Annotated in this window: 14 protein-coding genes; 9 read left to right on the plus strand and 5 right to left on the minus strand. The window is 67.9% G+C overall.

Features of this window, described 5'->3' with window-relative positions; genetic code table 11:
• Positions 1–8: 8 nt before the first annotated feature.
• The 6 genes from trpB to H0193_RS08430 all read left to right on the plus strand — a co-directional run bounded on the left by trpB (position 9) and on the right by H0193_RS08430 (position 5,205).
• A complete protein-coding gene (trpB, locus tag H0193_RS08405; RefSeq protein WP_181889386.1) occupies positions 9–1,205 on the plus strand; it encodes a tryptophan synthase subunit beta in 1,197 nt (398 codons plus the stop codon).
• Positions 1,206–2,021: a tryptophan synthase subunit alpha gene (gene trpA / locus H0193_RS08410; RefSeq protein ID WP_181889387.1), complete on the plus strand. Its 816-nt coding sequence runs from the start codon at positions 1,206–1,208 to the stop codon at positions 2,019–2,021.
• Positions 2,018–2,383 carry a Rieske (2Fe-2S) protein gene (locus tag H0193_RS08415; RefSeq protein WP_181889388.1) on the plus strand — a complete coding sequence of 122 codons (366 nt, stop codon included), beginning with the start codon at positions 2,018–2,020 and terminating at the stop codon, positions 2,381–2,383. Before trpA ends, H0193_RS08415 begins: the two co-directional genes overlap by 4 nt.
• Positions 2,384–3,325 (plus strand): bile acid:sodium symporter family protein, encoded by a 942-nt coding sequence (locus H0193_RS08420; protein WP_181889389.1) that lies wholly within the window; start codon positions 2,384–2,386, stop codon positions 3,323–3,325.
• 9 nt (positions 3,326–3,334) lie between these two features.
• Complete coding sequence (locus tag H0193_RS08425) at positions 3,335–3,637, plus strand: hypothetical protein (protein WP_070475434.1); 303 nt, start codon at positions 3,335–3,337, stop codon at positions 3,635–3,637.
• 308 nt (positions 3,638–3,945) lie between these two features.
• Positions 3,946–5,205 carry an HNH endonuclease signature motif containing protein gene (locus H0193_RS08430; protein ID WP_181889390.1) on the plus strand — a complete coding sequence of 420 codons (1,260 nt, stop codon included), beginning with the start codon at positions 3,946–3,948 and terminating at the stop codon, positions 5,203–5,205.
• A gap of 6 nt (positions 5,206–5,211) precedes the next feature.
• Here the strand turns inward: H0193_RS08430 and H0193_RS08435 are convergent, their stop codons facing one another.
• The 5 genes from H0193_RS08435 to H0193_RS08455 all read right to left on the minus strand — a co-directional run bounded on the left by H0193_RS08435 (position 5,212) and on the right by H0193_RS08455 (position 8,883).
• Entirely contained in the window at positions 5,212–5,640 is a 429-nt protein-coding gene (locus tag H0193_RS08435) for a hypothetical protein (RefSeq protein WP_181889391.1), read from the minus strand.
• A 169-nt stretch (positions 5,641–5,809) separates the two neighbouring features.
• Positions 5,810–6,157, minus strand: coding sequence for a branched-chain amino acid transporter permease (locus H0193_RS08440; protein WP_181889392.1), 348 nt, complete (start codon positions 6,155–6,157; stop codon positions 5,810–5,812).
• On the minus strand, positions 6,154–6,864 hold the full coding sequence (locus H0193_RS08445; RefSeq protein ID WP_338026629.1) for an AzlC family ABC transporter permease: 711 nt from the start codon (positions 6,862–6,864) through the stop codon (positions 6,154–6,156). The genes H0193_RS08440 and H0193_RS08445 overlap by 4 nt, the downstream gene beginning before the upstream one ends.
• On the minus strand, positions 6,864–7,469 hold the full coding sequence (locus H0193_RS08450) for a YqgE/AlgH family protein (RefSeq protein WP_181889393.1): 606 nt from the start codon (positions 7,467–7,469) through the stop codon (positions 6,864–6,866). The genes H0193_RS08445 and H0193_RS08450 overlap by 1 nt, the downstream gene beginning before the upstream one ends.
• The gene (locus H0193_RS08455) at positions 7,462–8,883 is read right to left on the minus strand and encodes a CCA tRNA nucleotidyltransferase (protein ID WP_392399147.1); all 1,422 of its coding nucleotides are present in this window, start codon (positions 8,881–8,883) and stop codon (positions 7,462–7,464) included. The genes H0193_RS08450 and H0193_RS08455 overlap by 8 nt, the downstream gene beginning before the upstream one ends.
• A 132-nt stretch (positions 8,884–9,015) precedes the next feature.
• Here H0193_RS08455 and H0193_RS08460 point away from each other — a divergent pair, with 132 nt between their 5' ends.
• Genes H0193_RS08460 through murJ form a run of 3 tightly spaced genes read left to right on the plus strand, consistent with a single transcriptional unit; the run spans position 9,016 to position 15,475 of the window.
• Entirely contained in the window at positions 9,016–9,747 is a 732-nt protein-coding gene (locus H0193_RS08460) for an NUDIX hydrolase (protein ID WP_202032107.1), read from the plus strand.
• Positions 9,744–12,161, plus strand: coding sequence for a DUF6049 family protein (locus H0193_RS08465; protein WP_181889394.1), 2,418 nt, complete (start codon positions 9,744–9,746; stop codon positions 12,159–12,161). Before H0193_RS08460 ends, H0193_RS08465 begins: the two co-directional genes overlap by 4 nt.
• On the plus strand, positions 12,158–15,475 hold the full coding sequence (murJ, locus tag H0193_RS08470) for a murein biosynthesis integral membrane protein MurJ (RefSeq protein WP_338026630.1): 3,318 nt from the start codon (positions 12,158–12,160) through the stop codon (positions 15,473–15,475). The genes H0193_RS08465 and murJ overlap by 4 nt, the downstream gene beginning before the upstream one ends.
• The last annotated feature ends 48 nt before the right edge of the window (positions 15,476–15,523 follow it).

The following is a 15,523-nucleotide window of genomic DNA, read 5'->3' on the forward strand; positions in this document are numbered from 1 at the left end:
CTGACACAATGACCCTGCTCCCTGCCTACTACGGCGAGTTCGGCGGACAGTTCGTCCCCGAATCGCTCATCCCGGCGCTCGACCAGCTCGAGCAAGCCTTCGTCGACGCGTTCAACGACGACGCGTTCATGGACGAGTACCGTAGCCTGCTCCGCGATTACCTCGGCCGGCCCACCCCGCTGACCGAGTGCCGCAACCTGCCCCTCGAGGGCAACGCGCGCATCTTCCTCAAGCGCGAGGACCTCGTCCACGGCGGCGCGCACAAAACCAACCAGGTGATCGGCCAGGCGCTCCTTGCGAAACAGATGGGGAAGACCCGCATCATCGCGGAGACCGGCGCGGGCCAGCACGGCACCGCCACCGCGCTCGCCTGCGCGCTACTCGGCCTGAACTGCGTGATCTACATGGGCAAAACCGACATGGAACGCCAAGCGCCGAACGTGTACCGCATGCGCCTGATGGGCGCCGAGGTCGTCGGTGTGGAATCCGGCGCGGGCACTCTGAAGGACGCGGTGAACGAGGCGCTGCGCGACTGGACCGCCACCTTCCACGAGTCCCACTATCTCCTCGGCACCGCCGCCGGGCCGCACCCGTTCCCGAAGATTGTCAAGGAGTTCCACCGCGTCATCTCCACCGAGGCCCGCGCCCAGATCCTCGAGCGAACCGGGCGCCTGCCGGACGTGGTGGTCGCCTGCGTCGGCGGCGGCTCCAACGCGATCGGCACCTTCGCGGACTTCATCGACGACACCAGCGTCGAGCTCGTCGGCGCCGAGCCCGGGGGAAAGGGGTTCGGCCTCGGCGCCCACGGCGCGGCCATCGCCCAGGGCACGACCGGACTGCTCCACGGCACGTACTCGTACCTGATGTGCGACGGCGACGGCCAGGTGGAGGAGTCCTACTCCATCTCCGCCGGCCTGGACTACCCCGGCGTGGGCCCGGAGCACGCCCACCTGGCCAAGTCCGGCCGCGCTTCCTACGTGCCCGTCACCGACGACGAGGCCCTCGACGCCTTCCAGGCCCTGTCCCGCCACGAGGGCATCATCCCCGCGCTCGAGTCCTCCCACGCGCTCGCGTACGCGCTCAAGCGCGCCGCCGAGCACCCGTCCGACGCCGAGCCGCTGCACATCCTGGTCACCCTGTCCGGCCGCGGCGACAAAGACATCGCCCACGTGCGAGCAACGCTCGAAGATAGAGAGGAGAAGTAAATGAGCCGCTACGAGAAACTCTTCGCCACCGGCAAAGGCGCGTTCGTGCCCTTCATCATGCTCTCGGACCCGAACCCGGAGGACGCGGTGGAGATCGTTTCCGCCGTCGTCGACGCCGGCGCCGACGCCGTCGAGCTCGGCGTGCCGTTCTCCGACCCCGTCGCGGACGGCCCAGCTATTCAGGGAGCGCATGTGAGGGCGTTGGAGGGCGGAGCGACCGTCGATAAGGCGCTCGCGCAAATCCGCACCATCCGCGAGCGCTACCCGGACCTGCCCATCGGCATGCTGGTGTACGGCAACGTCGCGCACGCGCGCGGCCTCGAACGCTTCTACCGCGAGTTCAAGGAGGCGGGTGCAGACAGCGTTTTGCTTCCCGACGTCCCCGTGCGCGAGTCCGCCCCCTTCAGCGCAGCCGCCACCGCGGCCGGCATCGACCCGATCTACATCGCCCCGGCAAAGGCGTCGGAAGCCACGCTCGAGGCGGTGGCCGCGAACTCGCGCGGCTACATCTACGCCATCTCCCGCGACGGGGTGACCGGCGCGGACAAGGAGGCGACGGTGGAGGGCCTGCGCGAGGTCGTCGATAATGTGCGCAAGTTCGGCGGGCCGCCGGTGCTGCTGGGCTTCGGCATCTCGAAGACGGAGCACGTGCGCGACGCGATCGCCGCGGGGGCCGCGGGCGCAATCACCGGCTCGTCGATCACCAACATCATCTACAAGTACATCGACGGCAACCGCGTGACCGATATGGACGCGCTGAAAACCGAGCTGACCGAGTACGTCCGGGCCATGAAGGGCGCTACGATCACACCATGACCTGTTCACGACGCATGTTCCTGCTCGGCACCGCAACCACGTTTGCCGGTGCGTTCCTCGCCGCCTGCGGAGAAGCGGCCCCCGAAGAAGTTGCCAAGACCGACGTGCCCGTCGGCTCCGCGGTGATCCTGGACAAGTTCATCATCGCCCAGCCCACCGCCGGCACCTACGTCGCCTACTCCAGCGTGTGCCCGCACCAGCAGAAGAAGATCACCAAGGTTGAGGGCGACACCGTCAAGTGCACCGCCCACGGTTCGGTGTTCAGCATCGCCGACGGCGCCCGCGTCTCCGGCCCGGCTGTCACCGGCATGCGCGAAGTACCCGTGACCGACGCCGGCGACAAAGTCTCGGTTGCCGAGTAGATGACAAAGCTCGACCCGCTTCTCATCGGCATCGTTCTCGCGGCGGCGCTCGCGTTCGTCCTGCCCGCCCAGGGCGCGTTCGCGGACGGGTTCGCCGTCGCGGTGAAGCTGGGGATCGCGCTGCTGTTCTTCCTCTACGGCGCGCGCCTGTCCACCCAGGAGGCGCTGAAGGGCCTGACCAACTGGCGCCTGCACGCGCTGATCCTGGCGTTCACGTTTGTCATCTATCCAGTGATCGGCCTCCTCGCGCGGCCCACCACGGCATTCATGTCCGAGGAACTGTACCAGGGCCTGCTGTTCATGTCGCTGGTGCCGTCCACCGTGCAGTCCTCGGTGGCGCTCACCGGCGTGGCACGGGGCAACGTCTCGGGCGCGGTGGTGGCGGCGTCGGTGTCCTCGCTCATCGGCGTGGTGGCCACGCCGCTTTTGGTGATGTGGCTGATGGGCGCCGGCGACGGGGTATCCGTGGACGCGTCCGTATTCGGCGACATCGCCCTGCAGCTGCTCCTGCCGTTCATCCTTGGCCAGCTCGCGCACAACTTCGTCCCGCGGGTGGGGGAGCTGGCCAAGTCGAAGGCGACCAAGCTCGTGGACCGCGGCTCCATCTGGATGGTGGTCTACTCCGCGTTCTCACGTGGCGTCGTCTCCGGCGTCTGGTCCAACGTCTCCGCGTGGGAGATCGTGTTCCTCACCGTGTTTTCGTGCGTGCTGGTCGTCGCTATGCTGTGGCTCACCCGTATCGTCCCGGAGGCGCTACGCTTCCCGCGCGAGGACCGCGTCGCCATCCAGATGTGCGGCACCCAGAAGTCACTCGCGACCGGCCTGCCCATGGCCACCGTCATCTTCGGCGGCGCCTCGCTCGGCGTGCTGATCATCCCGCTGATGATCTACCACATGTCCCAACTGGTCATCTGCTCCGCGTACGCGTCCCGAATTTCCTAGGAGTTTCACGTGAAACATTTCGTCCGCATCCACTACAACGTCCCCGAACTCGGCGGCGAGCTACTCAACATCGCCGAGCTCGAGGAGATCTCCGCCCACGAATGCACCATGATCCGCATGATCGAACTCGACCCCGCCGAGACCATCACCGGAATCTACGTTGACGGCCGCGTCATCGGCCAGGCAAACCAGCCCATGGGCACCGTCCCACACCCGCGCACCTACGATTCCATGGAGGGCATCACCGCCACCCACCTCAGCGAGGAGGAGTTCGAGGGCCTCTGGTCAGAGGCTCAAGCAAAGTTGCAATAGCCTATCGACGAACCTCCGGCCCGCCCCGCCACCGGCGCGGGCCTTTTCGTTGGTGGACCCCAATAGTTGGTGGTGTCGGAGTTGTCCGCAATGCGGAGTTGCGGAGTGGCCTGAGGGGCGGGCATGGGCGGAGCTGACGTCGATAAGCAATAGCCAATAGTTGGTGAGCCCCCACTTGTCCGCAATGCGGAGTTGCCGACAAGTTATAGCAATCGCTATAAACCGCATTACCGCAGGTCAGAGAAATGTCGGGGGCGAGTTTTATAATGTCCGCAATCGAACTCGCATTCGCCTCAAGGGGGCCCGAAATGACCGCCGCAGTCGCCACAGAATCCAACCCACTCGCCATCGCATTAAGCCAGCAAATTGAAGACTCTCACCGCGCAATGACGCAGAGCAAAGCGGAGCTGTTGTCCGCAATTCAAACGTTTGATGAACTCGCACTTGCTATCGAATGTGGCTCCACGACCACCGCGCACTTCCTCATGCGCCGCCTGGGCGTGTCATCCTCAACCGCCCACGAGTACGTCAGCGTCGCGCATCGCCTGCGTCCCTTCCGTTACCTGCACAAACACTTCACCGCCGCTGCGCTGAGCTACTCGGTGGTGCGGTTGCTTCTGAAGTACATGACTACCGAAAACGAGCGTGAGCTGGTCGATCTCGCCCTCGGGATGGGTTTCCACGAGCTCGAATGCGCGCTGGCGGGGAAAAAGCCGCAGGACGGGAAGGGCGAGGATAGCCCGCAGTGCTACCTGAGCCTGCACAAGCGCGATAACGGCGATATCGCGTTCCACGGCAAAATGAATGCAGCGGACGGTGCCGCGTTCATCGCAGCATTGAAGATCGGCGAAATCGCGTACTGCAACCTCGACGAGGTGCTCGAGGACCTAGACCCCGAGGTCAACGAGGAAATCAACATTGCCCTCGAGCGCGCCGAAGAGGTGGAGGAGAACCGACCCGCGCGGAAGACGGTCTCCGGCTACGGGCTGCCCATCGGGCGCATGCTGCTGCGGGCGCTCATGGGCATCGTCCACATGGCACGCACGACGCCGCGCAGCACCCTGACCACGCCGGGTGCGCACGTGAACATTCTGGCCACTCCGGACGGGCGCGGGTATATGCCCAACAACGTGGGCGCGCCGTCGAAAGCTATCGCAAGCTTGCTGGCAAATGCGGACATACGCCTATCGACGGTCAACTCCAACGGCCTCGTCATCAACACCGGACGCAAACAGCGCCTGGCCACAAACGGGCAGGTCAACGCGCTACTGGCGATGTGGGGCGGGCAGTGCGCGGCACCGGGGTGCACGCACACGCGCTTCATCGAGATCCACCACATCGAGGACTGGGCCAGCGGGGGCCTGACCGACCTGGAGAACCTCCTGCCGCTGTGCTCCGCCTGCCACTCCCTGGTTACGGAGGGGTATCTGCAGACGCTGAAGGAACACTCAGACATCCACTTCGTCTACCGCGACGGGACGCGTTTCGTCTCCACGAACTACTCCCTGCCGCGGCGCGACGACATCAGGCGAACCATGGAGGAGTGCAACTGGTCCTTCAACGACTAGCGAGGCTTAGAAGAACTGCTCAACGGCCGGTACACCCGGGACACCCGGGATCTTGCCCGCTGCGGCAGCGGCGGCGCCAACGAGTGCCAAGACGCCTGCGGCGATGCCGGAGCCGACGAGGATGTCGTAGGTGGTGCCGAGCTTGTAGCCACGTGCGACGTCGTTCTTCAGGGAGGAGGTGGCGCTCTTCGGCACCAGGTTCTTCTCGGAGGAGCTCTTGTACGGGCCGGAGTAGCCAGTACCAGGGTTCAGACGCTCACGGGCCTCGGCCTTCACCTTGGCGCCAGCGAGGTGCGTATCGGTGACGTCGGAGGGGCGATTCGGGCTCACGATTTCGGAAAGGTCCTTCTGGTTACCTTCCTCAGCCTGTGCCGGGACGGCCGCCAGGGACAATGCGGTGGTTGCGGCGAGGGCAGCTGCGGTGATGCGCTTCATTGGAAACTCCTTTGTGCGAATCTGACGTTAAATCACCCGGGATCGGGGTGGCGCAAGTAAAACACACGTTTCCGCAGGTATTCAAGCTCGTTGGGCGATGTAACGCAGAGGCGTCCAGTGACGATATACAAGGCCCCGAGACGCAAAAACTCCCCTCCCTAGCAGGGGACTAGAAAGCGACGTTCACCAACACCATGTACAGCGCAGTGCCGGCGAAGATCGACAGGTCGGCGCGGCGCTTCCACCAGTGCAGAAGCAGGGTGGCCGCGAGGGCGATGAGCGCGGAGGCGAGGTTGGTGGGGGAGCCGGCGTAGCCGACGAGGGTGTAGGCGACCAGCACTGTCATCACGCCGACGGGCATGAGCACGGCGAGGAAGTCGATGAACGGGCTGCCTTTGAGCACACGCAGCATGGAGAAGGGGAGTGCGCGCAGCAGCACGGTGACGATGCCGACGGGGATAAGCACCGCGGCCACCATGCCGAGGGTGACGCCGTCGGGAAGTCCGTAGTTACTCATGGCAGCTGCCAGGTAAGCCGGTCGTCGACGCGCGGGGCCCAGAAGCGCAGCACGAGGACGAGGAAGTAGGACACGAGCGCCACGAGGATCACCTGGCCGGGCAGCACGACGGCCGCCGCCAAAGCGAGGCCGCCGGCGATCAGGGGCGCGGACAGGTCGCGGCTGGCTTGGAACGCCTCGAACGCCAGCACGGCGAACAGCGCGGTCAAGGCGAAGTCGAAGCCTTCCACGCCCGCGGGGATCACCGCGCCGGCCAAAGCACCGACGATGCCGGAGGCCACCCACGCGATCTGGCAGACCACGGTGATCGTCATCAAGCGAGTGCCCGAGGGGCGGTCGCGCAGGGTGGAGGTGATGGCGTAGACCTCGTCGGTGAGCGCGTAGGTGGCGTACGCGGATGGCACACCGCGGCGGATCTCCGAACGCGGGTACGTCAGCCCGTAGAACAGGTGGCGGAAGTTCACCATGAAGCCGGTGATCGCGCTGGTCACGGGGCCGACGCCAGTGAGGACCATGTCGATAGCCAGAAACTCCATGGACCCCGCGTAGATCACGGTGGAGAAGATCGGGGTCCACCACCACGCGAAGCCGGATTGAGTCATGAGCAGGCCGAACGCCAGCCCGAGCGGCACCAACCCGAGGGCGACCAGCCAGGTGTCGCGAAGCCCCAGCCGAATCTCCGTCGATGTTTCACGTGAAACGGCCACTAGTTGTCCTCGACGTTCGCGGGGAAGGTAGCGAACAGGGGCAAAGGCATTGCTTGCCGACGCATCACGTCACCCCACAGATCCGCACCCGCGGGAGCGACGACGTCGCTGGGCAGGGCGGGGGTGACAAACCAGTCGCCGCGCAGGATCTCGTCGTCGAGCTGCCCCGGCGCCCACTCGGCGTAGCCGGCGAAGATGCGGATGCCGTCGAGAAGCTCGCTCACCTCGAGGGGAGAGGCGTTCAGGTCCACGAGCACGAGGCGGTTGGCTAGGCGGTTGAGGTAGGGGTTCTCGGGTGCGCCGGCCGCGGTCACGCCAAGGCCCACCGCGGACTCGGGGCTGACCGGCCCGCCGATGTGCACGGCCTGCGGCTTGGCGGCCAGCTCGGCCCAGCCCGCCTCCATCACGTTGGCGACGGCGACCTCACTGCGGCGGTTGAGCACCACGCCGAGGGTGTGGTCCGCGTCGTGCTCGAGCACCAGCACCACGGTGCGGGCGAACTCGGGGGAGAACATGCCGGGGGCGGAAACGAGCAGCATGCCCGGCTCAGGCTCCACGCGTTCGAGCGCGTTGAACAGGCGGTCTGCGTAGAAATACTCAGGCATTTTCCCTCTCCCACCAGGCTTTCAGCTCGGCGACGGCTTCGTCGTGGTCCAGCTCGCCGCGCTCGAGGCGCAGCTCCTTGAGATACTTCCACGCCTTGCCCACCTCCGGGCCGGGTTTGAGCCCGAGGATCTGCATGATCTCGTTGCCGTCCAGGTCCGGGCGCACGCGCGCGAGGTCCTCCTTGGCGGCGATGTCGGCGATGCGCTCCTCCAGGTGGTCGTAGGTGCGCTGCAGGCGCGCGGCTTTCTTGGCGTTGCGGGTGGTGGAGTCGGCGCGGACGAGTTTGTGCAGCTTGGGCAGCAGTTCGCCGGCGTCGGTGACGTAGCGGCGCACGGCGGAGTCTGTCCACTGGCCCTCGCCGAAGCCGTGGAAGCGCATGTGCAGGAACACCAGCTGGCCCACGTCCGAAATGACGTGCTTCGGGTACTTCAGGGCCTTCAGGCGCTTGCGGGTCATCTTCGCGCCGACCACCTCGTGGTGGTGGAAGGTCACGCCGCCGCCCTCCTTGGGCGCGCGGGTGGCGGGTTTGCCGATGTCGTGCATCAGCGCCGCCCAGCGCAGCTTCAGGTCCGGGCCCTCGTCCTCCAGTTCGGTGGCCTGGCGCAGCACGGTCAGGGAGTGGCGGTAGACGTCCTTGTGCTGCATGTGCTCGTCGGTCTCCAGCTGCAGCGCGGGAATCTCGGGCAAAATATACGAAGCCACGCCGGTGGACACCAGCAGGTCGATGCCCTCCCAGGGACGGGCGCCGAGCATGAGTTTGTCCAGCTCAGCCTGCACGCGCTCGGCGGTAATCCGCCCGATCTCGCCGGCCATGTCGCACATCGCGTCGAATACCCGGTCCGCCACGGTAAAGCCCAGCTGGGAGACGAAGCGGGCGGCGCGAAGCATGCGCAAGGGATCGTCGCGGAACGACACCTCGGGTTCCTGCGGGGTGTCTAGGACCTGCTCCACAAGGTCGCTCAACCCGTCGACGGGGTCGTGGAAGGTGGGGGAGAGGCGGAGCTCGTCGTTAAGCGAAAGCTCAATGGCCATGGCGTTGCAGGCGAAGTCGCGGCGCACGAGGTCGCCCTCGAGTGTGTCGCCGAAGGTGACCTCGGGGTTGCGCGTCACGCCGTCGTAGAGGTCGGAGCGGAACGTGGTGATTTCGACGGTTTCGCCGTGGCGGATGGCGGAGACGGTGCCGAACTCGATGCCGGTGTCCCACACTTTTTCGCCCCACTCGTCCAGGATCTCCTGGATCACCTCGGGGCGCGCGGAGGTGGTGAAGTCGAGGTCGTGCACCCCGCGGCCGAGCATCGCGTCGCGCACCGAGCCGCCGACCATATATAAGGTCTCGCCGCGGCCGGAAAACAGTTGCGCGAGGGGCTCAAGCAGAGCAGCATGCTTGGCGACGACATCCTGCGCCCGCGCCATCAGCGCAGGGGCGGCCAAGGGGTCGGTCGGGTCTGGCATATCGAAGAGCTTCTGCGTCACCCGGGACACGATACCCGCCACCCCCGCGCGGGAAGTACCACAACCGGCCGAAAGACCGATAGCATGACACGAATGAGTGACAACCAGCGCCCGGTTCCGGGGCCCTCCAACGGCAAGGGGGGCTCCGGCGGCGGTAAGCGCCGGCCGCGGCGCCGGCGCGGGGGCAAACCCGCCGAGCAGCAACAGCAGCAGGGAGACAAGCCGAAGCGGAAGCGGAATAACCGCCGCGGGAAAAACTCCCGCGGCGGGCGCAAGCAGCACAATCGCCGCAGGTCGCAGTACCAGCAGCACGACTCGTCGATAGAGACGCGCGACGAGACCTCGGCCGGCGGCCTGGTGGTCTCCGGCATGGCCGAGGCCGTGGGCAAGGACGGCAAGGTGGACATGAGCCGCATCTACGTCGCGCTCATCGGGCGCCTGGACCGCCGCGGGCGGCTGCTGTGGTCCATGCCGAAGGGCCACGTGGAAAACGGCGAGCACCAGTGGGTCACCGCCGAGCGCGAGGTGTGGGAGGAAACCGGGATCACCGGCGAGGCCTTCGACACCCTGGGCACGATCGACTACTGGTTCGTCTCCGACGGGGTACGCATCCACAAGACGGTGCACCACAACCTGCTGCGCTACGTCGACGGCGTGTTCAACGACGAGGACCCGGAGGTCACCGAGGTGGCGTGGGTGCCCATGAGCGACCTGATGGAGCACCTCGCCTACGCCGATGAGCGCAAGCTCGCCCGCATCGCGTACGACCGGATGCCGGATCTGGCCAGGAAGGAAAAGAAGGCCGGAAGGGCAACTCCGCGATGAACCGGTACGCCGCGCTGGCTGCCGTCGTGCTCGCCGCCCCCGCCGTGCCGCTGGCGCCGGACAACCCGGAGGTGACGGAGCAGTGGGCGAACCTGACCGTGCGCCCGTCCGAGGGCGAGCAGGCGAGCGTGGAGGTCGTTGAGGCCCCGCGCGCCATCTCCGCGCACGATCCGTTTCACGTGAAACTTCGCGTGACCAACCACTCCGACGAGACGCTCGAGGGCCTCAGCGTGGTCCCGCGCCGCGCCTCGGCGGTGGCATCTGTCATGGAGCAGCGCTACGCCACCATCGCTGGCCCGCAGGAGTATCAGGTGGTGGGGGACGCGCGTGACGTCGATAGGCAATTGGCCCCCGGCGACTCGCTGGAGATCGAGATGGACCTGGGCCTCGACCTGCCGGATGTGGGCACGTACCCCATCATGCTGCAGCTTCTCGACGCCTCCGGTGCCCCCCTCGACACCGACCGCTTCCATATGGGTGTCAGAGGCGTGCGCGACAACATCCGGGCCGCGGAGCTGACCGCGCTGTACCCGGTGACCGCACCCGTGGACATCCTGCCCGGCGAGACCGGCGAGGCGCCCGAGACGCAGCCGTTGGTGCTGGCGAACGACTCGCTGGCCGGCCAACTCGCGCCCGAGGGGCGGCTGAGCAAGCTGGTGGACCAGTACATCGAGGCCGCGCAGACGCCCGAGGTCGGCTACGCCACCTGTGTAGCGCTGGACCCCGCGCTGCTAGACACCGTGGACCGCATGCAGCACGGCTACACCGTCGACGACGAACGCCCCGCCGTGGTGGAAGAGCCGAAGCGCCTGCGCGACTCCTGGGGAGGTGAAGTCGCCCCCGACGGCGAACCCGGCGCCGGCGCGGACGACGCGAAGGTGTGGCTGGACAAGGTGCGCCACATCGCCGCCACCGGCTGCGTGGTGTCCCTGCCGTGGGCGAACGCGGACCTGAACGCCGTGGCGCGCACCGGCGATAAGTGGCTCATGCGCGAGGCCGTGGAGCGCGGGCCGTTCGTGCTGCAGCGCGTGCTGGGCACCGCCGGCACGCTCAACACCGTGGTCACCGGCACGGGCTACGTCGAGGACGGCACCGCGCCCGCGTTGGGTTGGGCGGACCACTCGCGCTCCACCGTCAGGGACGAAGGCATGCAGGCCGCATGGGAGCGCGCGGAGGCGGCAGGCGTGCAGGAGGAGCACGACGGGTCCGAAAGCGCCCTCGAGCGCGCCGACATGGCGGACCTCGCCGGGGCCGCCGCACCCGCCCCGCAGCAGCCCGTGCGCGTGCTCAGCGCCGCCCCGGGCAGAGACACCGGCTGGATCGCGCCGGGCGTGATGACGGTGGGCTACCAGTCCTCCCTGGCCACCGTGCTGGCCGCCACCGGCGTGGACCCCGAAACCACCGGCTTTTCAGAGGAGAACCTGCGCTACAACTACGCCGTGGACTCCAAGGCCGCCCGCGACACCAACGCCGCCGCCGCGGTGCGCCTGGCCGCCCAGTCCGCCTGGGTGGCGGGGGATGCCGAGGAGCACCCGGATCCGATCCTGGTCAACCCGCCGGCGAACTGGGACGCGGACACCGCCGCCGCCGTGCTGGGCACCGTGGCGGAGCTGGTCACCGGCGCGGGCGCGCACCCCATGGCGTTCGGTGCCTACCTGGACGCGCCGGTGGATGCCGCGCCGGCGGGCGAGCCGGCGGAGCACACGGACCCCACCGCGTTCACCGACGCGGAGGTGCTGCAGGTGACGCAGCAGGCCGGGTTCATCAACGACCTGACCGGGCTGATGGTGCCGGATTCCAGCATCGCGCTCACGCGCTACGGGTTTACCCTGCCGCTGCGCCGGGACCTGCTGCAGGCGCTGTCCATCGGCCAGCGCCGTGCAATGTCGCGCTACAGCGACGCGGTCCAGGCCACCAGCGAGCGCCTCGGCGCCTCGCGCGCCGCGTTGGGCGACCTTCGCTCGGCAGTGGACCTGATCCCGCCCGGCAACGTCTACACACGCACCTCAAACTCCAGCCCGCTTCTCATCGTGGCCCGCAACGGGCTGCCGCTGCCGGTGGAGACCTCCATCAACTTCTCCGGGCCAGCGGACGCCCGCCTGCACGTGCCAGACGTGCTGCGCATCCCGGCTCGCGGGTCGGTCACCGTGCAAATGACTGCGGATTTGCCCGAAACCTCCCGCAGCACCGACCTGAACCTGTACCTGGCCAGCACAAACGGGCAGCCGATCTCCCAGCCGGTGGACATCGCCGTGCGCACCACCCGGTTCACGGTGGGCCGCTGGCTCGCCGTGGCGGCGCTGATGCTGGCCGCGATGCTGGTGGTGATCGCGGTGCGCGGCGCGCGGGGCAGCCCGCCTTCCGGACGCGAACGGGAACGAGCCACACAACGTAAGAATCGGAGAACCAAGTGACGGAACAGGGACTGCGCCGGCGCATTGTCGCCCCAGCGCCGCCAGCGCCGGTGCCGGCACCGCGCGAAACCAAGCCGGCGCGCGAAGAGCTCGAGGACGGCGCGCCGGATAAGTCGCTGCTGACCACCAGCCCCAAGGGCGAGACCATCGCGCCGCCGGAGACCGCCGACACGGTAGCGGCTGGCGCGGCGGGCACGGCGGCGGTCGCTGTCGCCGAGCCCCAGGCAGCCGAGGAGGAGCAGCCCGCCGAGGGCGGGGAGAAGGTCGTGCGCGCCACCGGCTCCATGGCCGTGGCCACCCTGATCTCGCGCATCACCGGGTTCATCCGCACCGTGCTCATCGGCGCGGCCCTCGGCGAGGTTGTGGCGGCGTCCTTCAACACCGCCAACACCCTTCCCAACCTGATCACGGAGATCGTGCTCGGCTCCGTGCTCACCGCCCTGGTGGTGCCGGTGCTGGTGCGCGCGGAGAAGGAAGACGCCGACAACGGCGCGGCGTTCATCCGCCGCCTGTTCACGCTCACCCTGACGCTGATGACGGTGGTCACGGTCGTCGCCGTGGCGGCCGCGCCGCTGTTGACCAGGATGATGATGGACGAGGACTCGCAGGGCAACCTCGTCCAAACCACCTCGTTCGCGTATCTGGTGCTGCCGCAGATCTTCTTCTACGGCATGTTCTCCCTGTTCATGGCCATCCTGAACACGAAGGAGCACTTCCGGCCCGGCGCCTGGGCCCCGGTGGCGAACAACATCGTCTCCATCGGCGTGCTCGTGGCGTATATGGCGCTGCCGGGGCAGCTGAACCCGGCCGCGCCGACGTCGATAAGCAATCCGCACGTGCTCCTGCTGGGGCTTGGCACCACGGCTGGTGTGGTGGTGCAGTGCCTGATCATGCTGCCCGCGTTGCGCAAGCTGGGCATTGACCTGCGGCCGCTGTGGGGCATCGACGAGCGCCTGAAGCAGTTCGGCGGCATGGCGCTGGCGATCATCACCTACGTGGCGATCAGCCAGTTCGGCTACGTCATTACCTCCCGCATCGCGTTCAACGCGGACGCGGCGGCGCAATTCATCTACCAGCAGCACTGGATGCTGCTGCAGATGCCGTACGGCATCATCGGCGTCACGCTGCTCACCGCGATCATGCCGCGCATGTCCCGCAACGCCGCAGACGGCGACGACGCCGCCGTGGTGGCGGACCTGACCATGGGCACGAAGCTGACGTTCATCGCGCTGATCCCCATCATCATCTTCATGACGGCGCTGGGCCCCGACATCGCCCACGCCCTGTTCGCCTACGGCTCGTTCAGCCCACGGGCCGCGCACCTGCTCGGCATGACCATCTCCGCGTCCTCGTTCACCCTGATCCCGTACGCGCTGGTGATGCTGCACCTGCGCGTGTTCTACGCCCGCGAGGAAGCGTGGACGCCCACGTTTATCATCGCCGGCATCACCGGCACGAAGATCCTGCTGTCCGCCCTCGCGCCGTACATCGCGCAAGACCCCAGCCACGTGGTGGTGCTGCTCGGCGCGGCCAACGGCTTCGGCTTCGTCGCCGGCGCGCTCATCGGCGCGCTGCTTCTGCGCCGCAAGCTGGGCACCCTGCGCGCCGGCGACGTGCTGCGCACCTCCATCTGGGCGGTGGCAGCGGCACTCGTGGGTGTTGCGGTGATCTTCGGTGTGCGCTGGCTGCTTCGCGACGTCGCCGGCCTGCACCTGCCCGAGGCCCTCGGACGCGTCATCGGTGCCCCCAGCTTGGGCAACCTCATCGAGGTGGTCATGCTCGGCCTGCTGTTTTTGGTGGTCACCGGCCTGGTGCTGTCGCGCTCCAAGCTGCCCGAGGTGCAGAACCTCGGCCGCGCGCTGCAGCGCATCCCGGGCTTGAGCCGCTTCATCCGCCCGGACGAGGACCGCGCGCTCGAGGTGGGCGAGGCGGACCCGCGGGACGTGTCCAACCAGTTCCTCGCCGCCGACACCTTCAACGCCTCCCCGGTGCCGCCGCCGATGTCCGCCGGTGTGGTCCGCGGTCCGCGCCTGGTGCCGGGCGCGGGGGTGTCCGACGGGCGCTTCCGCCTGATCCGCGACCACGGCGCTAGCACCGGCGCGCGCTTCTGGCAGGCGCGCGAAGTGGCCAGCGGCAGAGATGTGGCGCTGACGTTCGTGGATACCACCGGCGCCGCCCCGATGGCCCCGGCCACCCCGCGCGAGGCGGCGCTGAAGGCCGCCGGCGTGGCGCGGCGCACCCGCAAGATGGCCAAGCTGCACCTGCCCGCGGTGGCCGAGAACATTGAGATCCTGTCCTACCGCTCCGGCGCCCTGGTGGTGGCGGACTGGGTGGAGGGCTCTTCGGTCAAGGCCGTGGCGGAATCCGGCCAGACGCTGCACACCGAAGCCGTGGCAAACGCGCTGGCACCGCTAGCCGGCGCGATGGCGGCGGCGCACGAGGCGGACGTGCCGCTGGGCCTGGACAACCGCCAGCAGCTGCGCATCGACCACGAGGGGCACGTCCGCCTGGCGTTCCCGGTGGTGCTGCCGGAGGCCACCCCGGCCACAGACGCGGAGTCCTTCGCCTCGGCGCTGACGCTGCTGACCAGCAACGTCAGCTCCGACGACCTGGACGACGTCACCGCCCGCACCCGCGCGCTCGTGGACGCGGACGCCGTGGACCAGGCCGCCTTCCGCGACATCGAACGCGCCCTCTACGCAGCGGCGAACCTGCCGGTGCCCAACGAGGACGCGCCGACGGACGAGATCCCGGTGGTGGAAATCTATGAACCTGTCGAGCCGGTGGCCGAGCACGTGGAGGACCCGGACGAGCTGCGCGGCGGCTTCGGCGGACGCACCATGGGTCCGGTGACCATCGGCCTGCTCACCTTCGCCGCCGTCATCGCGGCGGTGCTGGTGGGCGTGCTCACCACCTACCTGGTGGACTTCGTCTCCGGCGAGAACGTGGTGGACCGCCCGTCGGCCGCGCCCACCACCACAACGCGCGACGCCGGCATGCCGGTGGTCATCGGCCCGCTGGACATGGAGGTCCTGGACGACAGCTCCGTGCAGTTCACCCCCGAGGACGGCTCGACGTTCACGCTGGAGCAGGTGCTTATCGACGCCTCCGGTTCCGCCAACTACACCCTCTACGGCGTGCCGGCAGAGCAGGAGACCGCGCACCCGCCCGTGATCGCGGAAGGCAAGCTGCGCGGCGGCCAGATCAGCGCCGACGTGGAGACCACCGAACCGCTGTTGCGCGTGGTGCTGAAGGTGGACGGCGAGGCGGATGTGAAGAACGTCTCGTTGGTGGGCCACGTGGTTGTCCACTGAAATGCGCACCCGGCCCTAGTCAGGGGGACTAGGGCCGGGGCATAGTGG

The organism is Corynebacterium haematomassiliense (genome assembly GCF_013978595.1).
Lineage (GTDB): Bacteria > Actinomycetota > Actinomycetes > Mycobacteriales > Mycobacteriaceae > Corynebacterium > Corynebacterium lehmanniae.